Raw genomic sequence first — 25,154 nt, forward strand, 5'->3', positions numbered from 1 at the left:
CCCATGCGCTTCGAGGACCTCTTCATCGCGGCCACCGGTGTGTGGTTGCCGCCCGCCGTACCGGCCGATGGCGTCACACCGGGCAGCCCCCGCTCTGACGGCATCACGTCGGTGACGGTGTCCCGGAGCGAGTCCGCGCCGGAGATGGCCACCCGGGCGGCTCGCTCGGCCCTGGCGCGAGCGGGCCACCGCGGCGACGACATCCGGCTGCTGTTGCACGCGAACGTCTACTACCAAGGGCATGATCTCTGGGCGCCCGCCTCGTTCATCCAGCGGTACGCCGAGGTGGGGGACTGCCCGGCCATCGAGATCCGGCAGATGTCCAACGGCGGAATGGCCGCGCTCGGCCTCGCGGCCTGCCACCTGGTCGCGGCCGGGGACGGCGCGGCGGCGCTGATCACCGCGGCGGACCGGTTCTGCCCTCCGGGGTTCGACCGGTGGCGCAGCGACGCCGGGACGGTGTACGCCGACGGCGGCGCGGCGATCGTCCTGTCCCGCGGCGCCGGCTTCGCGCGGCTGCGCTGCCTGGTCACCGAGTCCGACCCCGGCCTTGAGCGGATGCACCGCGGCGACGATCCGTTCGGAGTCGAGCCGTTCTCGGTCCGCGGCCGGGTGGATCTCGATGCCGCCAAACGGGCCTTCCTCGCCAAGGCCGGGATCTCCGAGAGCGTGGCACGGGTCGCGGCCCGCCAGCACATGACGATCAAGCGGGCGCTCGCCGAGGCCGAGAGCAATCTGACCGACATCGACTGGTTCGTCCTTCCCAACTTCGGCCGCCGGCGGCTGGAGCTCACCTACATCGGCCCGTACGGCATCGACATCGAGCGGACCACCTGGCCATGGGGCCGGCGGGTGGGACATCTCGGCGCCGGGGACCAGCTGGCCGGGCTGGACCACCTGGCGGCGACCGGGCGGCTGCGGCCGGGCGACCGATGCCTGCTCGCCGGCGTCGGCGCGGGGTTCACCTGGTCGTGCGCGGTCGTCGAGGTCCTGGCGGCACCGGGCTACCCGGCGAGGGAGGACGACATGGCAAGGAAGGAGGGGCCCGATGACCGGTGACGGTCGAACCCGAACACGCCTGCTGGCCTGGTCAGGGGCGGACGAGCACGACTGGCGGCAGACCGGCGCCGCGCTGGAGCGATGGCTGACCACGGACGGTCCGCCCGAGTTCCAGGAAGCGGTGGACCAGTGGCGGCCGCCCACCCCGGCCGGGCCGGTACGCGGCGCCGTACTGGCCGCGACCCATGCCGAGGCCCTGGCCGGAGTGCGTGCCTCGGCGCCGCGACAGGGCCGGAGACGGCCCGTGGCGCTGCTGTTTCCCGGCCAAGGCGCCCAGCACGCCCGTATGGGGGCAGGGCTCTATCAGCGAGATCCCGAGTTCACCGCCCGCATGGACGAGGTCTTCGGGCTGTTCGGCCCGCACGGGCGGGCGATCAGGGACGACTGGCGATCACCGCGGCCGGCGCTCGACCTCGACGACCTGCGACGGGCGCAGCCGCTGCTCTTCGCCGTCGACTGGGCGCTGGGCAGGCTCGTGCTCAGCTGGGGAGTACGGCCGGCGGCGCTGCTGGGCCACAGCGTGGGCGAGGTCGCCGCGGCGGCGCTGGCCGGCGTGTTCACCATGGCCGACGCGGTCACGGTGATGCGCGATCGGATCGACCGGCTGACCGGGCTACCGCCCGGCGGAATGCTCGCGGTCGCCGCCGGTCCCGATGAACTGCGCCCGTTCCTCGCCGACCTCGACGGCGCGGTGGTGGTCGGCGCGGTCAACGCGGCCCGCCAGGTGATGCTGGCCGGCCTCGACGGGCCGCTGCGCCAGGTCGAGCGCGGCCTGCGCGCCGCCGGCTACGGGTGTCGCAGGGCCAGGGCGACGACCGCGTTCCACAGCCCGGCCATCGCCGCGGCGCTGGCCGGATCGCGGGAGGTGATGGCCGGTCTGGCACTGCGCCCGCCCGCCATCCCCCTCTACTCCGGCTACACCGGCGGGCTGATGTCGCCCGGTACCGCGACCGACGTGGATTTCTGGGCGGACCAGCCGGCGGAGCCGGTGCTGTTCGGCCCGGCGCTCGACCGGCTGCTGGCCGAGGGCGACTACCTGCTGGTCGAGGCGGGCCCGTCGGAGAGCCTCACCGCGCTCGCCCGGCGCCATCCGAAGGTGCGATCGGGTGCCGGCGACGTCGCGGCCCTGCTGCCGGCCGGGCCCGGCGAGGGCGAGCGGGATCGGCGCGCGGTGCTGGCGGCGGCCGCGAAGCTCTGGCTCGAAGGCCACGACCTCGACCTTGAGCGCTTTTAGCGACGTGACGGCAGAAAGGTGTGCCAGCAGATGGATTCCCCAACTGAGGTGCTGATCGCGGGCGCCGGGCCGGTCGGCCTGACCGCGGCACTCGACCTGACCCGGCGCGGCATCGGGGTGCGGATCATCGACGCCGCGCCCGGTCCCGCCACCACCAGCAGGGCGATCGCGACCCATCCCAGGACACTGGAGATCTACGAGCAACTGGGGGTGATCGACGCCGTGCTCCGCAGGGGGCGGCGGATCACCGGGTTCGCGCTGTACAGGGACGGGCGCCGGCTGGCGCGGCTGGCCGCCGACTACACGGCCATGCCGACCCGATTCCCGTTCACCATGGCCATCGACCAGATCGTCACCGAGGAGATCCTCCGTGACGCCCTGCGCGAGCACGGGGTCGTGCCGGAGTGGGGAGTGCGGCTGGAGTCACTCCAGCAGGACGAGGAGGAAGTGACGGTCCAGCTGCGCCAGGGCGACTCCCGCCAGAAACACGGGGTGCCCTGGTTGATCGGCTGCGACGGAGGCCACAGCACCGTGCGCTCGGAGCTCGACCTCACGCTGGTCGGCACGTCGAGGCAGACCTGGCTGCTGGCCGACGCGCAGGTCGAGACCGACCTCCCGCCGAACAGCATCTACTGGATCCGCGCCGAACGCGTCACCATGATGGCCGTGCCGTTCATCGAGCCCGGCCGATGGCGGCTGCTGGACACGGTGGACGTCGACTACGACGGAGACCCGGTACGGCTCGCCGAGCGGCTGACCCGCAAGCTGCGGATCGGGCTCGGGCGGCCGGTGGTAGTACGTCCGCCCGGCTGGGTGTCGGTGTTCACCGCCCAGCAGCGCATGGTGCGGACGATGCGCCGTGGCCGGTGTTTCGTCGCCGGCGACGCGGCTCACGTGCACAGCCCGGCGTCCGGCCAGGGCATGAACACCGGGATCCAGGAGGCGTACAACCTCGGCTGGAAGCTGGCCATGGTCATCAGGGGCCACGCCGGGCAGGCGCTGCTGGACACCTACGGCGTCGAGCGCGTCCCCGTCGGCGCGGAGCTGCTGACCTCCACCGAGAAGGCCACCCGGCTGGTGCAACTGAGCAACCCCGTGGCGGACCGGCTGCTGCCCGTGGTCTTCGCCGCGGTCTCCAACATCCCCGCGCTGCGCAGGCGGATGCAGGGCAGGATGCTCGGCGCGGTGTCCGGCCTGAACCTGGAGTACTCCGACAGCCCGCTGACGCTCAACGGCGCCGAGCCGCGCCCGGGCCCCGGCCAGCGACTCACCCGCCGCGTCGCCGGTCCGCCGGAGTCGGCCGCCGAGCAGGCACTGACCGCGGAGCTCCAGGACCCGCGCTGGACGCTGCTCGTCGCCGGTGACCTTCCCGAGCCGCTCGAAGCCGCGAAAACCCGTCACGACGCGTGGCTGTCCGTGCGCTCGGCCGGTTTCGACCTGCCGGACCATGACGGCGCGCTGCGCGCCGGCCTGGGGTTGACCGACGGCGGCTGGATCCTGGTGCGTCCGGACGGCTATGTGTCGGCTCGCGGCCGGCGGCTGGACCGGGAGCTCATCGACACGCTCTCTGCCCGGCTGTGGCCGGACCGGACGGTCGAGCGGACCTGAAAGGAACGGCGGAGCGGGGATTCCCGCTCCGCCGTTCCCACATCAGCCGACGCGCCGCTGCATGGCCTTCTCCAGGCGCGCGTGCAGCTTCGAGCCGGACTCCTGACGCATCATCCGGCGCAGCATGATGGGCGCGATCAGCGCACCGGCCACCGCCCACGCGACGAGTACGGCGACGCCGGCCGGAAGCCGCCACGATCCGCCGATCTCCACGGCGGCCATGGCGTCGGGCAGCAACGCCGAGCGGGCGCCGAGACCCAGCCAGTACATCGGGAAGGCCTCGCCGATCCACTGCAGCGCCTCGGGCAGCCGGGTGATCGGGTAGAAGACACCGGAGACCGCCGCCAGCGCGCACAGCGGGAACATGACCAGCCCGAAGCTATGCGAATTGGGCAGCAGCGGACCCACGGCCATCCCCACCGGCAACGCCGCCGCCAGGCCGAGGAGCGACACGACGGCCAGTGTCAGCCAGGTGCGCGCGCCGTGGACGACCAGTTCGGGGAACACCGCGAGGCCGGCGCCGAGAGTCAGCGCCGCCGTGATGGCGATGGAGCAGGACAGCCCGACGACCTTACTGACCAGGTAGCCCACCATGCCGCCCGGCACGGTCCTGGCGCGCAGCAGCGTCCCGTCCTCCCGCTCGACCGCCAGGGTCCCGGCCATCGTCGCGATGCCGTTGAGACCGATGTTCGCCCCGAGGACGCCGGGCAGCATCGTCACTCCCAGCGAGAACTGCGTGCCCGGCACCGCGAACCCCCGGGTGAACAGCATGGCGGTGAAGAAGATCCCGGTGGAGATGAGCGTGACCACGACATGGTGGCTGTCCAGGAACAGCTGCCGCAGCTCGATCAGGCCGTGTCGTACCCCCGCGCGCAGGGGGACGTACGCGGCCCTCATCGCGACCTCACGGGTGACGTGCCGGATTCCCAGTCCCGCACCAACGTCAGGTAGCTCTGCTCAAGGGTGGCCCGGTGCACCTCCAGATCATCGATGTCCGCGCCGTGTTCGGCGTAGAGCTGGTGAACGAAGCGGGCCGGCGCCGGGGTGGAGGCGTTGAAGCGCCGGCCGTTCCTGCTCCAGCGCACCTCGGAGGTCTCGCTCGCGCGGCCGGACAGTTCCTCGGGCGATCCGTCCGCGATGATCTGGCCGCCGGCCAGCAGCAGGATCCGGTGCGACAACCGCTCGGCCTCGGCGAGATCATGGGTGGCGAGTACGACGGTGATCCGCTCCGTCTCCACCAGCTGCTTGATCATCGTGTGGAAGTCGTGCCGGGAGCGGGGATCGAACCCCACCGTCGGCTCGTCGAGGAACAACAGCTGCGGCCGGCCGACCAGCCCGATGGCGACGTCGAGGCGCCGGCGTTGCCCCTGCGTCAGCCGGCGCAGGTTCTGCCCGGCCAGGTCGGTGAGCCCGACGAGCTCAAGCAACGCGTCACAGTCCCACGGCCTGGGCATCGACTCCCGCGCGAACGGGACGTAGTAGGTGCCCAGGTGGGAGATCAGCTCGCGTACCCGCCACTTGCCGTGATCGGCCCACGACTGGAGGACCACCCCGATCTCGGCGCGCCAGCGCCGGTCGCCGTGCACGGGATCCGCGCCCAGCACCGACACCTGACCGGCGGAGCGCAAGCGGAACCCCTCGAGAATCTCGATGGTCGTGCTCTTGCCGACGCCGTTCGGTCCGAGCAGGGCGACCACCTCCCCTCGCCGTACCGCGAAGGTGAGTCCGGCCAGCACCTCGGTGTCGCCGTACCGCATCCGCAGGTCCCTGACGTCGATGACGCTGTCGGCGCCGGACGGTGTGACCGGCGCCGGAGAGGGCTGCACGATCACCGGTCGATGACCGCGATGGCGCGGACCGGGTAGCTCCCGACTCCCGCGATCGGCGCGGGCAGCACGGTCAGCCTGGCGCCGGTGTCCGGCAGCCGGTCCAGCCGGGTCAGGCTCTCCAGCAGGTAGATGTCCGCGCCGAGCAGGAGGTTCTGCGCGGGTTTGCTGTTGTCGGTGCCGCTGTCGATGTTCTGGCTGTCGATCCCGACGATGCCGGGGCCGGCGTCGAGCAACGCCTTCACCGCGTCCTGCGTCAGGAACGGCGAGTCCTTGAAGAACCCGCCGGTGCCCCAGTGCCGGTCATGACCGGTGTTCACCAGGACGGCCTGGCCGGCCAGCTCGAGCCCCTCGAACACGTCAGGTCCGATCGATCGCCCGTCCGGCAGTTTCTCGGGGGACACCCGGACCACCGTGATCGGGACGTCCACCATGCGCTCCAGGCTCAGGCCCGCGACGTCGGCGGCGTCGACGTGGAACTGGCTCGGCGCGTCGATGTACGTGGCCGTGTTGCCGCAGAGTTCCACCGTGGTCAGGGCGAACGTGACGCCGGGCGCGAGGAACCCCGCGGACTGCTCCCGGCTGATGAACTCGCTGATGCGCGGCTTGGGCATCCAGGGGTGGGTGAGCATGTCGTGGCTGATCGAGAAGCTCAGGTCGACAATGGTCCGGTTGTTCGGCATCTGGCTCTCCGCTCTGTCGGTCGGAGATCACCGTCGCAGCGTGGTGTCGAAGGGCGATAAAGGCGCGGTAGGGGCTGAAAGTTCTTCTCCGGCCCGATATCCGCTCGACGAGGCGGCGACAGAGTCCATCGAGGCACCCGCATTCGTGGCAGGGGAGAAGCATTGATGGGTACGCGAGACCGCCGGGTGGTGATCACCGGGATGGGCGTTGTGGCTCCGGGTACCCCCGGCCGCAAGGCCTTCTGGCAACGGCTCGTCGACGGGCGCCCGGCATTTCGCCCGATCAGTTTCTTCGACGCCGGCGCCTTTCGCTCCAGGATCGCCGCCGAGTGCGACTTCGATCCGGCGCGGGAGGGCTTGACCGCGCGGGAGATCAGGCGACTCGATCGCGCGGCGCAGCTGCTCCTGGTGGCCGGTGACGAGGCCGTGGCCGACAGCGGCGTCGACATCGACGGCTCGGCCGAGCGCGCCGGAGTGAGCATCGGTACGGCCGTCGGCTGCACCATGCGCCTGGAGAGCGAGTACGTGGTGCTCAGCGACCAGGCCCGGCGATGGGAGGTCGATCCCGGCTATGTCGTGCCGCACCAGTACGACTATTTCGTCCCGAGTTCGTTCGCGGCGGAGGTGGCCACCCGCTTCGGCACCCTGGGCCCGGCGACCGTCGTCTCCGCCGGGTGCACCTCCGGCATCGACTCCGTGGGGCACGCCTGGCGGTTGATCCGCGAGGGCAGCGCCGACATCATGCTGGCCGGCGGGACCGACGCGCCGATCTCGCCGATCACCGTCGCCTGCTTCGACGCGATCAAGGCCACCTCGCCCCGCAACGACGATCCGGTCAACGCGATGCGTCCCTTCGACCGGCACCGCAGCGGCTTCGTGCTCGCCGAGGGCGCCGCCGTACTCGTTCTGGAAGAGTACGGAGCGGCCCGGCGACGCGGGGCGCATATTTACGCCGAGATCGCCGGTTACGGAGCGATGTGCAACGCCTATCACATGACCGGCCTGCGTACCGACGGCGCCGAGCTCGCGGGTGCGATGGACGCCGCGCTGACCACGGCGGGCGTCGCGCCGGACGCGGTCGACTACCTCAACGCGCACGGCACCGCGACCCAGCAGAACGACCGGCACGAGACCGCGGCGATCAAGCGCGCGCTGGGTCAGCACGCGTACTCCGTGCCGATCAGCTCGGTCAAGTCGATGATCGGCCACTCGCTCGGCGCGATCGGCACCATCGAGATCGCCGCCAGCGCGCTGGCCATCGAGCACGGCACGATCCCGCCGACCGCCAACCTCACCGAGCCCGACCCTGAGCTGGATCTCGACTACGTCCCCTTGACCGCGCGAGAGGCCCCGCTGCGTACCGTGATGACGGTGGGCAGCGGCTTCGGCGGGTTCCAGAGCGCGATGGTGCTGCGGGGGCGGCCGTGACCGGAGCCTTGATCACCGGACTGGGTGTGATCGCGCCCACCGGGCTCGGAACCGACGCGTACTGGGCCGCCACCCGCGCCGGTCACCTCGGCATCCGTCGGATCGGCCGGTTCGACGCCACCGGATGGCCGGCGCCGCTCGGCGGCGAGGTGGACGGGTTCGACGCCGCGGCTCACCTGCCGGGCCGCCTGATCGCGCAGACCGACCGAATGACCCAGTTCGCCCTGGCGGCGACCGACTGGGCGGTGGCCGAAGCGGGCCTCACACCCGACGACCTGGCCGGCGCGTCGATCAGCACCGCGGCCGCGTTCGGCGGTTTCGAGTACGGCCAGCGGCAGCTCCAGTCGCTGTGGCGGCAGGGCCCCAAGCACGTCAGCACCTACATGTCCTTCGCCTGGTTCTACGCGGTCAACGCGGGCCAGATCTCCATCCGGAACGCGACGCGCGGCCCGGCCGGCGTCTTCGTCGGCGAGCAGGCGGGCGGGCTCGACGCGATAGGGAACGCGTTGCGCCAGGTGCGCTCCGGCGCGGCCGTGGTGATCACCGGCGGTATGGAGAGCTCGCGCTCCCCGTACGGCCATGCCTCCCATCTCGGCAACCGGGACATCAGCCGGGAGCCGCGGCCGGACCGGGCCTACCTTCCCTTCAGCGCCGACGCGTGTGGTTACGTGCCCGGTGAGGGCGGAGCGATCCTTGTGCTCGAACCCGATGCGGCGCCCCAGCGCCGGCATCCGGTGCGGTACGGGCGCGTCACCGGGTACGGCGCGGCGTTCGACCCGGGCGCCACGGGCTCGGGCCTGCGCCGCGCCGCCCAACTGGCCCTGGCCGACGCGCGGCGCAGGCCTGAAGACATCGACGCGGTGTTCGCCGACGCCGGTGGCACCCGCGCGCTGGACCTGGCCGAGGCGACGGCCATCGCCGAGCTCTTCGGGCCGCACGCCGTACCCGTCGTGGCGCCGAAGGCCGGCACGGGCCGGCTGTTCTCCGGCGGCGGCCCGGTGGACGTCGTGGCGGCGCTGCTGGCCTTCCGCGATGGCGTGCTGCCCCCTGCCGGACGCGTCACCGCGCCGGACCCGGCCTACGGGATCGACTTGGTGACCACGGAGCCCCGGCAATGGTCAGGGCGCAGCGCTCTGGTCCTCGCCCGCGGCACGGGGGGTTTCCACTCCGCCCTGGTGCTGACCGCGTCCGACGACTGACCAGACCAGACCAGATCCCACTCAGACGACGACTGACGAGACCAGACTGACCAGGTCAGACCACACTCAGAGACGAGGAGCGCCATGGACCGCATCGACGTATCGACTGTCCTCCGGATCCTGTGCGAGGCGGCGGGGGAGGACGGTGGTGCGGACCTCGCCGCTGACGACCCGGGAACCACGCTGGGTGATCTCGGCTTCGACTCGCTGGTGTTGATCGCGGCGACGACCAAGGTCGAGCTCGAGTTCGGTGTGACCATCCCGGAGGACCGGCTGGCCACCGTGGCGACCGTCGCGGACTTCCGCGACATGGTCAACGAGTCCCTCCTCGACGCGGGGTCCCGCTGAGCGAGTCTGGCCGTTCTCCCGTCATGGGAAACGGCCAGTGGTGTTTGTGGGCTACTGGGGATCCTGATTGGCTTCGGGGGCGCCTTCGAGGGTTTCCGGCGTGATCACCTCTACCTCGTTCTCCTTCAGCGCCTCCAGAAGGTCAGGCGGTGGGGTGGAGTCCGTGACCAGGTAGTCGGCGCCCCCGAGCTCGGCCACCTGGGCGAAGAGCCGGCGACCGAACTTGGAGGAGTCCGCCAGTATCGCCACGCGCGCCGCCCGAGAGATCATCTCTCGCATCATCGCCGCCTCGGCGAGGTTGCTCGTGGTGTAGCCGGCGGCCGCCGAAACGGCGCCGACCCCGATCAACGCCAGATCGCAGCTGATGTCCAGCTCGCTGCCGCCGGACGCCCGGAAGCTGACGGGGCCGATGGTGGCCAGGGTGAGAGGGCGGACCGCGCCGCCGACGACGTACACGTCGCGGATCGCCGAGGACGGCAGCGCCGGGGGTACGAGCAGGCTGTTCGTCACCACTGTCAGGTCTCGGTGATTACGCAGGTTACGGGCCACGGCGAGAGTGGTCGTACCGCCATTGATCATGACGATGGACCCGTCTTCCACCAGCGACCCGGCGAGTACCGCGATCTTCTCCTTCTCGCGTTCCTCCATCTTGAGCCGGACGTCCACGGCCCGGTCGACCCGGGAGAGGGTCGACTGACTGACCGCTCCGCCATAGGTGCGGACCAGGACGCCTTCGGCGCTCAGCTGGTCCAGGTCCCGCCGGATCGTGTCGATGGAGACGCCGAAGCGCTCCGCGAGCGCGCTGACCGTGACCTGCCCGGTCTCCGCGACGTATGCCGCCAGTTGGGCTTTACGTCCTGCGGGTAGACGACGCTGCCTATCCTCTTCGTCAAGGGTCACTGACCCTCCCATCTCTGCGGTAGTTGCGTCATGGATCAACGCAACAGAGGGGTGATACAGGTCCTAGAACTGCAGACTACCGCATAGTGCTGCTTCTCTCAGGCGAGATGCCGCTTACCGCACGGGCCTGGGCGCTGCGATCCACCTGTGACTGTGCGCCTCTTCCCTTTTCTTTGCCGAACTGTGCGGTTTCTAGCGGAACTTTGCTGTTGCTAGGTCTTGTGAGGCGACGTCACGCGTTGTTAATGTGGCGGAAACCGGCAAAGAGCGGTAACACCTGTACAGCAAGGAGGTCGCGATGACCGGAGGCAGCACCCGGTTGCAGGGCCGGACACGGCGACTACTCGGGGTGGTGGCGGTGGCGGTGCTCAGCGCCACGGCCGTGGGATGTGGTTCCAACTCGGGAACCAGCGCGGGATCAAGCGGCGGCCCTGTCACGCTGGAGTTCGCGCAGTGGTGGGCGCCGGAGCTACCGGCGGGATCGTTCGACAAGCTCATGACGGAATTCACCGCCCAGAACCCGAACATCAAGGTCAAGCTGCTGAGCGCTCCGTACGCGTCCACCAAGCAGCAGCTGGTTTCCGGAGCGGCGTCGAGGACGTTGCCTGATGTCGTGGGCCTCGATGGCGCGTGGGTGAGCGACTTCGCCAAGCAGGGTGCCATCGCCGACATGTCCGAGCTCATGGCGAATGCGAAGTACGACTCAAGCCAGCTCGCCAGCCAGATCCAGGTCAAGGGCAAGACCTACATGATCCCCGTGGTGAACTTCGTCTACCCCCTGTTCGTCAACAACGATCTGCTCGAGAAGGCGGGGGTCAAGAAGCCGCCGAGCACACGCACGGAGTTCCTGGACGCGGCCAAGAAGATCACCGCGCTCGGCGGCAACGTCAAGGGCTGGGCCCTGCCGCTCGACACCGCCGTTCCCAACGGCATTCAGAATGACGTGATGTCATGGCTGTGGGCATCGGGCGGCAGCATGCTCACCAAGGACGGCAAGCCCGACCTGACCGGCCAGGGCGTCAAGAGTACCGTTGAGTACGTCAAGAGCCTGAACGACGCGGGCGTCATCGCTCCCGGATCGCTCACCATGAAGGAGCAGGACAAGGTGGAGAAGTTCTCCACCGGCCAGGTCGGCATGATGATCGATTCCTTGGCTCACATCACGCTGATCAAGAAGAACAATCCCAAGCTGAACTTCACGGTGGTGCCGATCCCGGCCCAGGACGGCTACACCGGTAAGCGCGGCATCCCGTACGCGTCCTGGGGCATCGGCGTCGCCGACTCCTCGGAGCACAAGGCCGAGGCGTTCAAGCTGGTCCAGTTCTTGATGGACAAGAAGGCGAACGCGGAGCTGAGCACGCTGGCGAAGGGCTTCCCCGGCAACAAGACGGCCGAGCCGGACTTCAGCAAGAGTGACTCGCTGTTCAAGACGGCCTTCGACATCTACAAGGCGGGCTATCCCGCCAACGAGTTCGTGGGCCTGCCGAAGGCCGAAGACCTCATGCGCAGCTTCGACGAGCAACTGCAGCTCCTGCTCACCGGCAAGCAGAGCATCGACGACACCCTCAACAAGGCGCAACAGGCCTGGGTGCCGGTGCTCTGACCTTCCGCACTTCGTGGGCCGCGCCGACCGTGCGGCGCGGCCCCGAACCAAGGAGACATCGATGGACACCGCGAAACTCGATCCGGCGGCCTCCCCGGGAGCCGCACCATCGGCATCGAAATCCCCTGTGGGCCGACGAAGAAGTACGCGGCCTTTCCCCGTACAGCGTGTTGTCCCGTACGGCTATCTCTCGCCGACGTTGATATTGATCTTTGTGCTGATGATCATCCCCATCGCGATGGTGGTCAGCTATTCGTTCAAGGACAACGTGATCGTCGAGCAGAATCCGGTCTTCGCCGGTCTCGCCAACTACACCACGGTGCTCACCGATCCCAATTTCCTGGCCGCGCTGAAGAACACGTTCATCTTCATCACTCTGAGCACCGTCGCGCACCTCGGCCTCGGGCTGGCCTTCGCGACGATGCTCAACACGCCGTTGCTGGGCGGAGTGACGAAGGCCATCTTCCGCATCGTCTACATCCTGCCCTGGCTGTTCACGGTCGCCGTGATCGCGGTCATCTGGCGGCTCATGCTGGACCCGTCCGGGGTGGTCAACTACGTCCTGACGACGATCGGCGTGCTGCGCGCGGAAGTGAGCTGGCTCTCCGACCCGAACATGGCGCTCTGGGCGTTGACCTTCATCAACATCTGGGCCGGCTTCCCCTTCTTCATGATCAGCATCCTCGCCGGGTTGCAGGGAATCTCGCCCGTTCTGTACGAGGCGGCCTCCGTGGACGGCGCGACCACTTACCGCAAGTTCCGCAATGTGACGCTTCCCCAGCTGAAGCCGGTGCTCCTGAGCATGGCGGTGCTCGATCTCATCTGGACCTCTCAGCAGTTCGCCCTCATCTGGATGACCACCGGTGGCGGCCCGCTGAACGTGACCGAGATGCTCAGCACCTATACCTACAAGCAGGCCTTCAGCAGTTACGAGTTCGCCACCGCGTCCGCCGCCGCCGTCATAGTCCTGCTGCTCACGATGATTCTGGCCGTCTTCTACGTACGCCTGCAAAAGGAGAGGTGATCACCCGTGCTCACCCGTCAAAGGCGGCGCCTCTACGCGAAGATCGCCGTGCTCGCAGGCTTGATCGTCGGCGCGCTCTTCGCCGGCCTGCCGGTCCTGTGGATGCTGTCGACGTCGTTCAAGACCAATGGGGAAGTCTTCCAGGTCCCGCCACGGCTGATCACCGACAACTTCTCGTTCGACGCCTACATGAAGATCCTGGGCGACGCGGCCGAGTTGCGGTTCTTCATCAACAGTTACATCGTCGCGCTGTCGGTGACGGTGCTGACATTGTTCGTGGCGATTCTCGCGGCATATGGATTCAGCCGCTACGACTTCCCGTTGAAGCGATCCATCAACGTGGTGATCGTCAGTGTTCAGGCTGTGCCGCCGATCACACTCGTCATTCCCTACTTTGGTCTCGTGGTGGGACTCGGCCTGTATAATACCTATGCGGGGTTGATTCTCACGCACATGGTCTTCACCTTGCCCTATGCGATCATCATGATGACCGCTTATTTCAATACCCTGCCCCGGGAATTGGATGAATCCGTCAAGGTGGACGGGGCGTCGAGCTGGACGGCTCTCTGGCGGATCCTGGTGCCCATTTCGGTTCCCGGGCTGGTCGCCGTGGGCGTCTACACCTTCATGATCTCGTGGAACGAATACCTGTTCGCGCTGACGCTCACCCGTACCGACGACATGCGAACCGTCCCCATCGGCATCCAGCTGTTGATGGGCCAGCACTCCTACGAGTGGAACCAGATGATGGCCATGAGCATTCTGGGATCCATTCCGGTGCTCCTGTTGTTCCTCATCTTCCAGCGGCGATTCATCGGCGGCCTCACCTCGGGTGCCGTCAAGACCTGACGCATCATGCCCGTCCCGCGGCATAATCAACCAATATTCAAAGGAGAAATAGAGTAATGCTGACGACCGGCAAGGTGCTCCTGGCCGCCGCGCACGAGAACAACTTCGCGGTGCCCGCCTTCAACATCAGCGACTACGCCATGTTCAACGGCATCGTGGACATCAGCGAAGAGAAGAACGCGCCGCTCATCATCGGGATCCATCCCGACGAGGTGCGGCACCTCGGAGTGGACGTGATCGCCGCGTTCACCCAGCGGGCCCATCGCTCGTCCGTGCCGATCGCGATTCACTGGGACCACGGTGCGACCTATGAGGAGATGCTGACCGCGATCCGGATCGGCTTCACCTCGGTGATGATCGACGCCTCGATGAAGTCCTTCGAGGACAACATCGCGCTGTCCAAGAAGGTCACCGAGACCGCGCACGCGGTCGGCCTGTCGGTCGAGGCGGAGCTGGGCACGATCGGCAAGACCGACAACGAGGCCGAGGACGGCAGCGACGCGATCATCTACACCGACCCGGCGGACGCCGTGACCTTCGTACGGGAGACCGGGGTGGACAGCCTCGCCGTGGCCATCGGCACCTATCACGGCATCTACCCGAAGCACCTGAAGCCGGAGCTCAAGCTCGACCTGCTGAAGGAGATCAAGGACCGGGTCAGGATCCCCCTCGTGCTGCACGGCGGCTCGGGCAACCCCGACGAGGAGATCGCGGAATCGGTCAAGCTCGGCATCAACAAGATCAACATCTCCAGTGACATCAAGTTCGCGTACCACATGAAGATGCGCGAAGTCCTGGCCGATGAGAGCCTGCGTGAGCCGAACTCCATTCAGCCGCCGTGCATCGAGGCGATGAAGGCCGTGGCCGCGCAGAAGATCGACCTCTTCGAAGCGACCGGCAAGGCATCTCTCTACTGACATGGCCAGCCATGTGGTCCTGGGCTTGGGGGGATGCGTCGACTACGAGCTCAAGCTGTCCTCGGCGGTCTTGGAGCGGCTGGTCGGCGAGTATGAGATCCACAATGCCGAACTGACGTCATCGGTCACCGTGACCGACGAGCGCGAGCTGGTCATCTCCATTCTCACCTACCTCAAAAAGGGCGGAGGAGGCGAGCACTTCGTCGCCTCCTCCGAATGCCTGAGCGCGTTCGCGGGGAGGTTCCCCAAACGGACGACTCTGGGCGGCACCTCCGTCCGAGCGGCGCTGGAGATGAGCCGGCTCGGCGTACCCTCCACCCTGCACCTGGTCAGCCTCAACGACATCGTCCGCCGCCTGCTGCCGGCCAGCTGCGACTACATCTGCAGCGGTGACCAGGACACCCTCTACCCGCACCTGATCGTGCAGTACGACCAGGACCTGCGGGTTCGAGCGGGCGACATCGACATCCGGGCGCCGTTCCCGAACAGATTGATCTACGTCAACGACCCGGCGAACGAGTCCATGCTGCTGAGTGATGAGCTGGGCTCGTTGCTCCGCGACGCACGGGTCTTTCTGATCTCGGGATTCAACGCGATACGGGACCAGGAGACACTCGACCGGCGTCTGTCCACGCTGAGAAACCACATGCGACAGCTGCCGGCCGAGGCGGTCGTCTATTACGAGGACGCCGGATTCCACGAGCCGGGCCACAGCCAATTGGTCCGCGACGCGCTTCTGGAAGTCATCGACGTCTACGGACTGAACGAAGACGAGCTGCAACTGCACCTGGGCTACGCCGTCGACCTGCTCTCCGTGACGGAGGTGGCCCGCGCCCTCGAATCGCTGCGCGCTCTCATCCCCGTGCCGACCCTGGTCGTGCACACCAAGTATTGGTCGGCGGCGTTCGGCGAGAGAGCCGGCGAGTACGCGGAGCCCCTGAACGAGGGCATCGTGATCGCCAGCACCCGCTACTCCCACGGCGATGGGTACACAGAGCACCAGTACGAACTCATGCGGAACCGGCCAAGACGCACGGAGTCGGTGGAGTTCGCCGCGGCTCTGGAAGACCGGATGGGCGAGGTCGTTCGCTGCCTGCCCGGCTTCGACCTTGACGTCGCCGCGCCCACGACCATCGGGCTCGGCGACGCGTTCGTCGGCGGTTTCCTGGCCGCGGTCGCCCAGGGCCGGTCAAGCACATGAGCTGACCTGCGGTTAGGAAGTCGCGGCGAGCGCGTCCCGTACGGACATCAGGCCGAAACCGAGCAGGTTGAGGCCCTGCCAGGTCGCCGGGGAGGCGGCGCGCTCGTCGTCGGCGGTCAGCCCGTACGTTGTCCATGGTCTTCGGTGATCGAGGCGTTGTCCGGAGGGGCCAGGGCCCGAAGTGTGAGCCGGGCGAACTAACGTGATGACCATGCTGTACGCGACCACTTCGAACTGGCCTGACACGAAGAGTGACGGAGGCCATACTGAGTGGATGCGTGCCCCCAAACGCCGTCGTCCGCTTCCGCGTAGCCTGGTGACACCGCCGGAAGGCGTCCGCCTGGACGAACTCGCAGAGCGGGTCTCCTATGTCGGCAGCGGTGAGCACAAGTCCTACCCCTCGTTCGCGGGACAGCCCAGGCTGCGGGCTGATGCCAGCAAATGCGATCCCAAGTTCACTGATCCGGTGGAGATCACGGATTGGCTGAAGACGACCATCGCGTGCGGGAACATCGGCGCGCCGTGGGAAGGAGATTTTCCACGGTACGCATGGCGTCGATTGGATGATGTCGTCTACGAGGCCAGGTTGGTGAACCGGGAGCTGGGCCAGTACAAGGGATATCCGCTTGATCGCAGTGAGTGGCCGGAGAAGCTCTACGAGGTCGGCGAGGGCGAGGACCAATGAATGCCGTTCCGGAGTTGGCTATTCGGTGGGAGTGGGAGGCCGCACCGTCGGTCAAGGCGCCCGAGCATCGAGCCACCTGGGCGCGGATCGAGATCGCTGTCGGCGCCGAGCATGTCACGCTGGTCGAGGACCAGGAGTCCGGTAGTTCGCGCCGGTCGATCTACTGCCCCCTTTACCCGCTCGCGGAGTGGGCTGCCTACAACTGGTGGCTGCTGCGCGCGGACGCGCGCCCGGCACGGAGCTTGGATTTGTGGGGCCTGGAGCACTACGACTCCCGGCAGTTCAGGCGGCATTCGTTGCGCGGCATCGGAGACGGTTTCCTCTGGCCCAACCTGGCGCTCATTCCCGAGGGGGAACACAAGCGGCTGATCTGGCAGCGCGACCGATTCCCGACATCAGGCAGGCCGATCAGGTTCCTGGCGGACGGTGAGGCGTTCGTCGACCGCGATTCCGTCGACCGCGAGCTCGTCTCCGTCATCTCCGCCGTCCTTACTCGTCTGGCCGAGCAAGGGGTCACTGATACGCCGCTGGAAAAAGAGTGGGCGGAGATTCAGAGAGCCGACCCTGATGAGGTCGAATTCTGCCTGGCCGCCGCGCGCCTCGGTCTCGACCCTTACAGCGAGGCCGAGCCGTACCAGCAACTGATCATGAGAGCCGCGGCTGAATTGCGGGGGGACCTTCTCGGTGACTTCCTGGACGCGGTGGAACCTGCCCGCATCGGGCAGGCTCTGGAATGGATCCGCGGCGCACGAGCTGAGATCGAACAGGCGCCGGAAGCGGAAGCAGCGAGAACGCTTCGCGAAGAGCTCCGGCGATCTCGGGCGGCGCCGGGGAACTGGTCGTGGGAGAAAGGCTGGAATCAGGCACGAGTGGTGCGTCGGATTCTGGGACTCGCCGACCAGGATGTCTTCGATCTCTCTACCTATGTGAACAGCATCGACCGGCCCACAGCGGACAGAGGGCTACAGGCCGTTGGTGGATCAACCGGTGGCTCTGGCCCGTTGGCGGTCGTCGAGCCTGGCCGACCAGGAGCTTCCCGGCGGTTCACGCTCTCGCGAGCGCTCTGGCACTACTTGTGGGAGTCGGAGCCCCTCTTTCTGGTCACCACCGCCTACACGGAACGTCAGAAGGTCGAGCGAGCCTTCGCCGCCGAACTGCTGGCGCCCGCGCAAGGCATCGGTGAGTTGTTGAGCGTCCCTCCTGAGATCGCGATTCAGGACGACCTCGATGGGATCGCCGCTCATTTCCAGGTGTCACCGATGGTGATCAAGCATCAACTGGACAATCAGCTGCTTCCGATTTAGTCGGCCGCGTGTGTGGTGACGGACGTCATCACAGCGCAGGTCTTCGGGGGTCGGGCGAGGTTCGGTGGTTACGAAGTCGCGGCGAGCGCGTCCCGGACGGACATCAGGCCGAAACCGAGCAGGTTGAGGCCCTGCCAGGTCGCCGGGGAGGCGGCGCGCTCGTCGTTCGCGGTCAGGCCGATGCCCCAGATCCGGTCATAGGGGCTGGCCTCGACCAGGACCCGGTTCCGGGTGCCGAGCAGGAAGCCGGCCAGCTCGGGGTGCTGGGCGAATTTGGCGAGGTTGCCGCGGACCACGATGTCGAAGCGGTGGGCGTTCCAGACGTCCTCCTCGAAATCGCGCACGCCCCGGCCGAGTTTCTTGGCCTCGCCGGGATGACCCGCGGCGAGGATCTCGGCGGCGGTCTGATGGTCGTCGAACAGCCACGCCTTGTGAGCCATCATGTAGTGCTCGGCAGAGGCGAAGGTGTGGCCGCCTTCGGTGAACGTGACCGGCCACCACTGGGACAGGCAGCCGGGGCCGACGCCGCCGTCGCGGGTCGGCTGGTGGCCCCAGAAGAAGAGGTAGCGCAGAACCTGGCCCGCCTGCTCGGCGGCGATCGCCTCGGCCACGGTCTGGGGAAGCGCGATGCGGGGGAGTTCGTCGGACACGCCCACACCGTCCCACAGCCGCGCGGATCCGCCAACGGCCGAGGTGTGCCGCGTGCGGACGCTTTCCTTGGGGCGTCTGAAAAGCCCGGGGAAGATCGTGATCTGTTGACGGGGCTTTACCGCATGGATCGAGGGGATGTTTGCGATGATGACTCGGGAAGGGTGAGCTCTCGATCGGAACACGGGAGGTGAAGCCGATGTCCTACAGCCCTAAGCTCGCAGCGGCGTTGTCGGGTGCCACGCTTCGCCAGCTTGTGCACTGGCGTAAGGCCAGCGCTGGCCGGGGAGCTGTGCTCGTCCCAGAAATCTCCGAAACCCGGCCGATTCTCTACTCGTTTCGCGACGTGGTGGCGTTGCGGACCTGCATGAAGCTGCGTAACGACGCCTCCCTGCAGAAGATCCGGCGGGCTCTGGACACACTCCGTGCCGATCTGCGGGAGCGTGAGCACTTGTCGGCCTATCAGTTGGTGGCCGATGGCTCGACCATCTATCTTGTGGAACCCGGTCAGGCGACTGATCTGGTGCATCGCACGGCAAACGTCGTCATACACGAACTCATCGATGTGTTGCGGCCGTTCTACCGCGATGGCCGCCATATCCCGGATCTCCTTCAACCACGTGATCACGTCACCGTGGATCCTGCCGTCAGGGGCGGAATACCGGTGATCGAAGGCACTCGCGTGCCCTACGACGAGGTCGCCGCATTGCTGCGGGACGGCGTTCCAGTCGAGCGGATCTCCGATTACTTTCCCAGCGTGACCGCCTCAGCGGCGCTCGACGCGGTCGACTTCGCCGACTACGTCGACAGCTATGAACCGTTGCTAATCCCATAGTCAGGTATCAGCAGTCCGGGCGTTTCCGTCCGGAGGGTCCGTAACGGTGTCACCGGAGCGTTGGGGGCTCGGTGTCTTGTTGACGGTCTCTCGTTTCCTTCCGCTGCTGCGGGATCACGCCACCTGCCCGCCCACCCGTGGCCTTGTGGCTGCGGGTGGTGGCGCGGGTCTTCTGGTCGGCTCCACGAGGTTTCGGCGCTGGCGCGCCCTGGTCTCCGGCCACTCCGGTACCAGTGGTGCGGTCCGCCGCGAGGGCGGCGAGGTTGCGGGCCGCGTTCTCGTCCCGGTCTATGACCAGGTCGCAGGCGCCGCAGGTGAAGACTCGGACGTGCAGCGGCAGCTTGGCTTTCACCGCGCCGCAGCCCGAGCAGGTCTTGGAGGAGGGAAACCAGCGGCCCGCGACCACGGTGCGTGCGTTGTTCCAGCCGCTCTTGTAGGTGAGCTGGCGCCGGATCTCCCCGAACCCGGCGTCGGCGATCTTCCGTGCCAGACGACGGTTCTTGAGCATCCCGGCGACGTTGAGGTCTTCGACGACCACCGTGCCGTACTCGCTGGTGATGCGGGTGGTCAGCTTGTGCAGGGCGTCGGCGCGAAGGTTCGCGACCCGGTGGTGCACCTTGTTGCGCTGCTCATTGGCGCGGCGCCACCGCTTCGACGGTGCCTGCCCGGTGCGCCGGTCCGGGCCCTGGCGGCGGGAGACGCGACGGGACAGGCGCTTGAGAGTCTTCAGCGCGATGTCGTAGTGGGCCGGGTTCGGCTCGTAGCGGATCTCGCCCAGACTGTCGGCCGTCACCGCCAGGTGCTTCACACCGAGGTCAACGCCCACAGCGGCATCGGGCCGCGTCACGCGTGGTGTCTCGCGCTTGACCTCGACCTGGAAGGACACCAGCCACCGGCCCCGCTCGTGCCGGACGGTGGCCGACAGGATGCGGGCGCTGCCGTTACCGATGCGGCGCTGGAGTTTGCGGGTGGACTCGTGGGTACGGATCGTGCCGAGCCGGGGCAGGGTCACATGCCTGCGGTCGGGCTCCAGGCGGATCGTGCCGGTGGTGAACCGGCAGGCCGGCCTGGCCTTGTGCTTGGACTTGCGCCGGGGCTTGCCCATCCGGCGGCCGGCACGCTTGCCGTTTTTCGACTTGGCGTAGTTATCGAACGCCGCCGCCGCGTCGGCCAGGCCCGTGTTGTAGGCCTCCTTGGAGTTCTCGCTCCACCAGTCGGCGAACCGCGGATCAGTGTGCTTGACCGTGTTGAACGCTTTGCGGAGAGACGGCAGCGACCACGGCCGCCACTCGGTCAGCTCATCGGCGCCGATCCCGTAGGTCTGTTCGGCGGCCCGCTGGGACCACGACGCACGAACCCACGACACGGCCCAGTTGAACGCGGCACGGGCGGCACCGCAGTGCGATCGAAGCGCTTGCTCCTGGATGCTGTTCGGGTCCAGGGCGAACCGGTAGGCCTGCACAACGAAACCCGGCTGCGGCTCGAACGTGCGCCGCTTCTTCTCCGGCTTCTCCGGTGCGTGTTCGGCCGTCTCGCTCACCCGGCGTCCTCGCTGGTGGCTGCTTTCACCGCACGCTCGGCACGCTTCCTCGCCGCCTGCTGTCCATACAGGCGGGCGCACATCGAGGTGAGCGCGTCGGTCATGTCGCGCACCAGGTCGTCGGTGCTCTCCTTTGGATCGAGGACGACTAGGCGACGCCCAGAGGCGGACAGGGCGGTTTCCAGGTGCTGGACTCCGAAGCGGGCCAGCCGGTCGCGGTGCTCCACCACGATCACCTCGACCTTCGGGTCGGACAGGAGCCGGTGCAGCTTGCGCCGAGGACCGTTCAGCCCGGAGGCGATCTCCTTGACGACCTCACCCACCGCGAGGCCAAGGAGGTTCGCGCCCTCAACGACACGGGCCGTCTGCCGGTCGAGGTCTGGCTTGTGGTCGGCGGACGACACCCGGCAGTAGGCGACCACCCGGCCCCGCGCCGCGGCAGGCGCGTCGTCAACGAGCCAGGTACCGGACGGAGCCTGGCGGGCGGGGACCGGCATCGTGCCGTTCTTCACTCACCGCCAAGCGGTCTGGTAGCTGACGCCCTGTCGACGCGCCCACTCCGAAAGCTTCACGCTCCGAGTATATACGACTACAGAAAGCTATGAATGACTATGCTTCACGGAGCAGATACCAACCCCCGGGGAACCGCGTGCGGCTGCTGCTGGATGAGAATGTCCCCAAACCCCTCCACCAGGTTCTCGGCGCGTTCATTCTGAACCATGAGATTACTCATCTGCTCGATCTTGAGGGTTGGTCGGGAACGCGTGATGAGAGTCTCTACCCGCGGGCGGCCGCCGAGGGGTTCGATGTCATTTTGACCAACGACGGTCGGCGGATGCAGCGTCCACGAGAGGTGGCGGCCATCGCCGCCGCCAAGCTGCATCGGATCGAATACCCGCACAAGCATCCCGGACTGGTCGGGATGGGCATTGCGATCGCGACGGTCACCGCTGGGCTTCCCAGTGCGCTGGCCTTGTTGGCGGAAAGTGATGGCCAGCGGTTGATCACTTTTCGTGGAGTCGACCCGACGGCGGCAAGCCGCTTGCTTCTGGTCGACCCAGTGATTTCCCCACCAAAGTTCTGGCCTACGGACGGGTAACGGACGCTGTCCCGGCGCAGCAAGCTGACGGCTTTGGAGTGCGGCCCATGCCTCGCTTCGACGGCCCAGAGCTCCTGATCCCCGACCGCGCGAAGTGGCCGGGCGGTCAGGCCGGAGTTTGAGACTGCCGCACCCCGCGGCGCCACACGTCGGCGATGGCGCGTGTGGCGGTGATGTCGCGGGTCGGGTCGCCGTCGACGAGCAGCAGGTCGGCGCGGAGGCCCGGGGCGATCCGGCCGCGGTCGGCGAGTCCGAAGCAGCGGGCCGGGACGCTGGTGGCCGCCGCGAGCGCCTGCTCGGCCGTCAGTCCGGCCCCGGTGAGCGTCAGCAACTCGTGGTGCAGGCCGGCGCCGTGTGGAGGGCCGAAGGGCGTGCAGTCGGTGCCCGCCAGCAGGGGGACTCCGGCCCGGAAGAGGGCCAGGGCGGCGTGCGAGGCGTTGGCCGCGCCTGCGGAATGCAGGGGAATGTCGCTGAACTCCCGGTTCAAGGTGGCCTTCGATCGCTCTGACATCCGGGAGGCGACCCGCTCGTCCCGCAGGAGCTCCGTGCCGCCGGGATCGCCGGTGACGGCCTCGATGTACGTGATCGTGCTGATGGTGAACGCGTCGTACGCGGCGATCCGGGCGGCGACCTCCTCGACCATGGCGTGATCGGTGTCGGCGAAGAGGTGCGCCAGCCCGTCGACGCCCGCGTCCAGGGCGATGATCGCTTCCCGCGCGGTGACCGTGTGCGCGATGGCCTTGAGCCCGGCGGCGTGCGCGGCCTCGACCAGGTCGGCGGCGAGCTCCGGGCTGAGCACGGGCAGCCGCGTGCCGCCCGAGGAGCCGTCGTCGATCGCGATCTTCAGGTAGTCGGCGCCCTCCGCCAGCCGGGCCTCCACGAACGCCTTGGCCTGGCCGGAGTCGGCGACTGTGTCGATCGTGGCGTCCGCGCCCAGGGCCTTCAGTACGTCGGGAGTCATGATCTGGGTCGGGTGCCCGCCGGGCGCGGTGGCGATGACGCTGGAGCTGCGCAGGTCGGCGACGTCATCGCGCTCGGCGGCCTGCCGGCGCTGTTCGGCCAGCAGGGGCGGCAGGTTGTTCAGGTCGAGCTCGGTGGTGACGCCGAACCGCAGCGCCTCGGCGAGGTCGCCCTCGAAGACGTGCGCGTGCGCGTCGATCAGGCCGGGGAGCAGGGTCTTCCCGGTGCCGTCGAGCACGATGTCGGCGGGGCCGCCCGGCTCGCCGATGCGGTCGCCGTCGATCAGCACGTCGGCGCCGGAGACGGTCCGCTCGCCGTCGAACACGCGGACGTTGTTGATGAGAGTACGCATGGCTCTCCAGAAATCAGATTCGATGTCAAACTATCTTGATAGAGGATAGTAAGACGTCGAACTATCCGATGTCTAGGAGATGATGGCGCTCTGCTTCCCCGCCACCGCTGCCATCACAAAGCGGTCGAGAAGCGGCAGACGGGCCAGGTGGAGGGCGGCTCTGCGGGCCAGCAGGTCCCAGCGCGTCTCCGGCACGAACCAGCGGACACCCTTGCGCCCCACCTCCTGCTTTTCCGCCACCACCGGGCGCAGCACCCGTTCGTACTCGGCCAGGGCGGACTCGATCGACGGCTCCGCCGAGAGGCGGTCGGCGAGGATGTAGGCGCCCGCGATCGCGAGTGAGGCGCCCTGACCGGCCACCACCGACACCGCCTGGCAGGCGTCGCCGATGAGCGTCACCCGGTCGCGGCTCCACTGCGGCAGCTCCACCTGGGCGACCTGGTCGTAGTACATCTGCGCCGCGGGCGGGCAGGCGGCCAGCGCGCGAGGGGCGAGCCAGCCCAGTGACGCGTACTCCTGGCGGACCCGCTCACGGGGGTCGGCGGGCAGGGTGCGCTCGTCCGTGCGGTGGACGGCGAAGACGGCGACCTGGTCGCCGCGCAGGGCGTAGAAGCCGAGTTGCCTGGTCATCGTGTCGGTCAGCGTCAACCCCCCGGCCACCTCGGCCCGGAACTCCGGGTCGGTGAAGATCCAGGCGGCCGTGTGGAAGCCGAGGTGGCGCAGGAAATCGCGCTCCTCGCTGAACACCAGGCCGCGGACCGTCGAGTGGATGCCGTCGGCGCCCACCAGGAGGTCGGCCTCCAGCGTGTCGCCGTTGACGGTCACCCGGACGCCGTCCGGGTGGTTCTCGACGCCGGTGAGCGCGGCGCCGTAGCGCAGGTCGACGCGGTCGGAGAGATATTCGCGCAGGGATCGTTCGAGGTCGGGCCGCATGATGCTGATCAGGCGGCCGTCCACGACCTTGGCGAACTGGTCGAAGCCGAGTCCGGCGCGGCGGCGGCCCTCGTCGTCGCGGTACGTCATCTCCGTCACTGTGTAGCCCACCTCATGGAGACGGGGCAGTACGCCCATGGCCTCCGCGGCGTCGAATCCGGGGCCGAAGAAGTCGATCATGTAGCCCTGGGTACGGGGGGCGGGGGACCGCTCCAGCACCACCACGTCCCAGCCGATGGTGTCGAGGCGCTGGGCCAGAGCCAGCCCGCCGATGCCGGCACCGCAGATCACGGCTTTCATGTGAGTTCCCTTCTGTCGAGAAGTCGTCTGAGTACGGGGGCGACGGCCGGGGCGGTCAGTCCGGGAGTGAAAGCCCGGTGCAGCATGAGGCCGTCGATGGCGGCGGCGACCACCGCCGCCGTCTGGTCCGGCGCCGCCACGCCCTGGGCGGCCAGCCGCGAGGCCAGCCGGTCGCGGAAGGCGGTGATCACCTCGGCCAGCGACCGGCGCAGCGTCTCGTCGCGGGTGGCCGCCAAGTACGTCTCGGTGAACAGCAGCGACATGGGGTCGCGGCCGTCGTGCTCGTCCAGCGTGGCGAGCATGAGGTCCAGTGCTTCCTCCGCCGTGCCGGCCTGCTCCAGCAGCGGGCCCACCCCCTCGACCAGGCCCCGCATGGTGCCGATGGCGGCCTCTGTGAGCAGCGAGTGCACCGAGGAGAAGTGGTAGTGCACCAGTCCGGGCGTCACGCCGGCGCGCTCGGCGAGCATCCGCGTGCTCACCGCCGACCAGCCGCGCTCGGCGATCAGCTCCGCGGCCACGCGCAGCAACCGCCCGCGCACCTCGCGGCCCTGGTCCGCCGACTTGGGTCCGGGCATGGATTCCTCCGTTTGGACGTACGCCCTGGGCGATCGACCAAGGC

The 25,154-nt window shown here is 68.1% G+C and carries 25 protein-coding genes; 15 read left to right on the forward strand and 10 right to left on the reverse strand.

Features of this window, described 5'->3' with window-relative positions:
• Window positions 1–3 precede the first annotated feature (3 nt).
• Genes ACQP2T_RS11895 through ACQP2T_RS11905 form a run of 3 tightly spaced genes read left to right on the forward strand, consistent with a single transcriptional unit; the run spans window position 4 to window position 3,901 of the window.
• A complete protein-coding gene (locus ACQP2T_RS11895) occupies window positions 4–1,059 on the forward strand; it encodes a ketoacyl-ACP synthase III family protein (protein ID WP_433516193.1) in 1,056 nt (351 codons plus the stop codon).
• Window positions 1,049–2,293, forward strand: coding sequence for an acyltransferase domain-containing protein (locus tag ACQP2T_RS11900; RefSeq protein WP_433516194.1), 1,245 nt, complete (start codon window positions 1,049–1,051; stop codon window positions 2,291–2,293). Before ACQP2T_RS11895 ends, ACQP2T_RS11900 begins: the two co-directional genes overlap by 11 nt.
• Window positions 2,294–2,323: 30 nt before the next feature.
• Window positions 2,324–3,901, forward strand: a complete 1,578-nt coding sequence (locus ACQP2T_RS11905; protein WP_433516195.1) for an FAD-dependent monooxygenase — start codon at window positions 2,324–2,326, stop codon at window positions 3,899–3,901.
• A 42-nt stretch (window positions 3,902–3,943) separates the two neighbouring features.
• On the opposite strand, the gene ACQP2T_RS11910 is transcribed toward ACQP2T_RS11905, so the two are convergent.
• From ACQP2T_RS11910 to ACQP2T_RS11920, 3 genes are all read right to left on the reverse strand, one after another.
• On the reverse strand, window positions 3,944–4,798 hold the full coding sequence (locus ACQP2T_RS11910) for an ABC transporter permease (RefSeq protein ID WP_433516196.1): 855 nt from the start codon (window positions 4,796–4,798) through the stop codon (window positions 3,944–3,946).
• Window positions 4,795–5,658: an ABC transporter ATP-binding protein gene (locus ACQP2T_RS11915; RefSeq protein ID WP_433519759.1), complete on the reverse strand. Its 864-nt coding sequence runs from the start codon at window positions 5,656–5,658 to the stop codon at window positions 4,795–4,797. The genes ACQP2T_RS11910 and ACQP2T_RS11915 overlap by 4 nt, the downstream gene beginning before the upstream one ends.
• Window positions 5,659–5,729: 71 nt before the next feature.
• Entirely contained in the window at window positions 5,730–6,410 is a 681-nt protein-coding gene (locus ACQP2T_RS11920) for a cyclase family protein (protein WP_433516197.1), read from the reverse strand.
• Window positions 6,411–6,575: 165 nt separating this feature from the next.
• Between ACQP2T_RS11920 and ACQP2T_RS11925 the strand changes: the two genes are divergently transcribed.
• The 3 genes from ACQP2T_RS11925 (at window position 6,576) to ACQP2T_RS11935 (ending at window position 9,385) form a co-directional block, all read left to right on the forward strand.
• Window positions 6,576–7,838 (forward strand): beta-ketoacyl-[acyl-carrier-protein] synthase family protein, encoded by a 1,263-nt coding sequence (locus tag ACQP2T_RS11925; protein WP_433516198.1) that lies wholly within the window; start codon window positions 6,576–6,578, stop codon window positions 7,836–7,838.
• A complete protein-coding gene (locus ACQP2T_RS11930; RefSeq protein ID WP_433516199.1) occupies window positions 7,835–9,037 on the forward strand; it encodes a beta-ketoacyl synthase N-terminal-like domain-containing protein in 1,203 nt (400 codons plus the stop codon). Before ACQP2T_RS11925 ends, ACQP2T_RS11930 begins: the two co-directional genes overlap by 4 nt.
• Window positions 9,038–9,121: 84 nt before the next feature.
• Window positions 9,122–9,385, forward strand: a complete 264-nt coding sequence (locus ACQP2T_RS11935) for an acyl carrier protein (RefSeq protein ID WP_433516200.1) — start codon at window positions 9,122–9,124, stop codon at window positions 9,383–9,385.
• A gap of 51 nt (window positions 9,386–9,436) precedes the next feature.
• Here the strand turns inward: ACQP2T_RS11935 and ACQP2T_RS11940 are convergent, their stop codons facing one another.
• Window positions 9,437–10,285, reverse strand: coding sequence for a DeoR/GlpR family DNA-binding transcription regulator (locus ACQP2T_RS11940; protein WP_433516201.1), 849 nt, complete (start codon window positions 10,283–10,285; stop codon window positions 9,437–9,439).
• Between the two features lie 298 nt (window positions 10,286–10,583).
• Here ACQP2T_RS11940 and ACQP2T_RS11945 point away from each other — a divergent pair, with 298 nt between their 5' ends.
• From ACQP2T_RS11945 to ACQP2T_RS11975, 7 genes are all read left to right on the forward strand, one after another.
• Window positions 10,584–11,888, forward strand: a complete 1,305-nt coding sequence (locus ACQP2T_RS11945; RefSeq protein WP_433516202.1) for an ABC transporter substrate-binding protein — start codon at window positions 10,584–10,586, stop codon at window positions 11,886–11,888.
• Window positions 11,889–12,108: 220 nt separating this feature from the next.
• Window positions 12,109–12,912: a carbohydrate ABC transporter permease gene (locus ACQP2T_RS11950; RefSeq protein ID WP_433516203.1), complete on the forward strand. Its 804-nt coding sequence runs from the start codon at window positions 12,109–12,111 to the stop codon at window positions 12,910–12,912.
• Between the two features lie 6 nt (window positions 12,913–12,918).
• Entirely contained in the window at window positions 12,919–13,761 is an 843-nt protein-coding gene (locus tag ACQP2T_RS11955; protein ID WP_433516204.1) for a carbohydrate ABC transporter permease, read from the forward strand.
• Window positions 13,762–13,817: 56 nt separating this feature from the next.
• Window positions 13,818–14,678 (forward strand): ketose-bisphosphate aldolase, encoded by an 861-nt coding sequence (locus ACQP2T_RS11960; RefSeq protein WP_433516205.1) that lies wholly within the window; start codon window positions 13,818–13,820, stop codon window positions 14,676–14,678.
• Window position 14,679: 1 nt separating this feature from the next.
• Window positions 14,680–15,879 (forward strand): ADP-dependent glucokinase/phosphofructokinase, encoded by a 1,200-nt coding sequence (locus tag ACQP2T_RS11965; protein WP_433516206.1) that lies wholly within the window; start codon window positions 14,680–14,682, stop codon window positions 15,877–15,879.
• 274 nt (window positions 15,880–16,153) lie between these two features.
• On the forward strand, window positions 16,154–16,564 hold the full coding sequence (locus ACQP2T_RS11970; RefSeq protein WP_433516207.1) for a hypothetical protein: 411 nt from the start codon (window positions 16,154–16,156) through the stop codon (window positions 16,562–16,564).
• Window positions 16,561–17,868 carry an ImmA/IrrE family metallo-endopeptidase gene (locus tag ACQP2T_RS11975; protein ID WP_433516208.1) on the forward strand — a complete coding sequence of 436 codons (1,308 nt, stop codon included), beginning with the start codon at window positions 16,561–16,563 and terminating at the stop codon, window positions 17,866–17,868. The genes ACQP2T_RS11970 and ACQP2T_RS11975 overlap by 4 nt, the downstream gene beginning before the upstream one ends.
• Window positions 17,869–17,936: 68 nt before the next feature.
• Here ACQP2T_RS11975 and ACQP2T_RS11980 read toward each other — a convergent pair whose 3' ends face one another.
• The gene (locus tag ACQP2T_RS11980; protein WP_433516209.1) at window positions 17,937–18,518 is read right to left on the reverse strand and encodes an NADAR family protein; all 582 of its coding nucleotides are present in this window, start codon (window positions 18,516–18,518) and stop codon (window positions 17,937–17,939) included.
• 197 nt (window positions 18,519–18,715) lie between these two features.
• Here ACQP2T_RS11980 and ACQP2T_RS11985 point away from each other — a divergent pair, with 197 nt between their 5' ends.
• On the forward strand, window positions 18,716–19,351 hold the full coding sequence (locus tag ACQP2T_RS11985) for a DUF433 domain-containing protein (protein ID WP_433516210.1): 636 nt from the start codon (window positions 18,716–18,718) through the stop codon (window positions 19,349–19,351).
• 49 nt (window positions 19,352–19,400) lie between these two features.
• Here the strand turns inward: ACQP2T_RS11985 and tnpB are convergent, their stop codons facing one another.
• Both tnpB and ACQP2T_RS11995 read right to left on the reverse strand, forming a co-directional pair.
• The gene (tnpB, locus tag ACQP2T_RS11990) at window positions 19,401–20,891 is read right to left on the reverse strand and encodes an IS607 family element RNA-guided endonuclease TnpB (RefSeq protein WP_433516211.1); all 1,491 of its coding nucleotides are present in this window, start codon (window positions 20,889–20,891) and stop codon (window positions 19,401–19,403) included.
• Window positions 20,888–21,403 carry an IS607 family transposase gene (locus ACQP2T_RS11995; protein WP_433516212.1) on the reverse strand — a complete coding sequence of 172 codons (516 nt, stop codon included), beginning with the start codon at window positions 21,401–21,403 and terminating at the stop codon, window positions 20,888–20,890. The genes tnpB and ACQP2T_RS11995 overlap by 4 nt, the downstream gene beginning before the upstream one ends.
• Before the next feature lie 137 nt (window positions 21,404–21,540).
• Between ACQP2T_RS11995 and ACQP2T_RS12000 the strand changes: the two genes are divergently transcribed.
• Window positions 21,541–21,990, forward strand: a complete 450-nt coding sequence (locus tag ACQP2T_RS12000; RefSeq protein ID WP_433516213.1) for a hypothetical protein — start codon at window positions 21,541–21,543, stop codon at window positions 21,988–21,990.
• Between the two features lie 106 nt (window positions 21,991–22,096).
• Here ACQP2T_RS12000 and ACQP2T_RS12005 read toward each other — a convergent pair whose 3' ends face one another.
• The 3 genes from ACQP2T_RS12005 to ACQP2T_RS12015 form a co-directional block, all read right to left on the reverse strand.
• Window positions 22,097–23,302: an amidohydrolase family protein gene (locus tag ACQP2T_RS12005; RefSeq protein WP_433516214.1), complete on the reverse strand. Its 1,206-nt coding sequence runs from the start codon at window positions 23,300–23,302 to the stop codon at window positions 22,097–22,099.
• A gap of 72 nt (window positions 23,303–23,374) precedes the next feature.
• Window positions 23,375–24,535, reverse strand: a complete 1,161-nt coding sequence (locus ACQP2T_RS12010; protein WP_433516215.1) for an FAD-dependent monooxygenase — start codon at window positions 24,533–24,535, stop codon at window positions 23,375–23,377.
• Window positions 24,532–25,110, reverse strand: coding sequence for a TetR/AcrR family transcriptional regulator (locus tag ACQP2T_RS12015; RefSeq protein WP_433516216.1), 579 nt, complete (start codon window positions 25,108–25,110; stop codon window positions 24,532–24,534). The genes ACQP2T_RS12010 and ACQP2T_RS12015 overlap by 4 nt, the downstream gene beginning before the upstream one ends.
• Window positions 25,111–25,154 lie beyond the last annotated feature (44 nt).

Origin of the sequence: Nonomuraea sp. CA-143628 (genome assembly GCF_050942315.1) — a bacterium.
Classification (GTDB): domain Bacteria; phylum Actinomycetota; class Actinomycetes; order Streptosporangiales; family Streptosporangiaceae; genus Nonomuraea.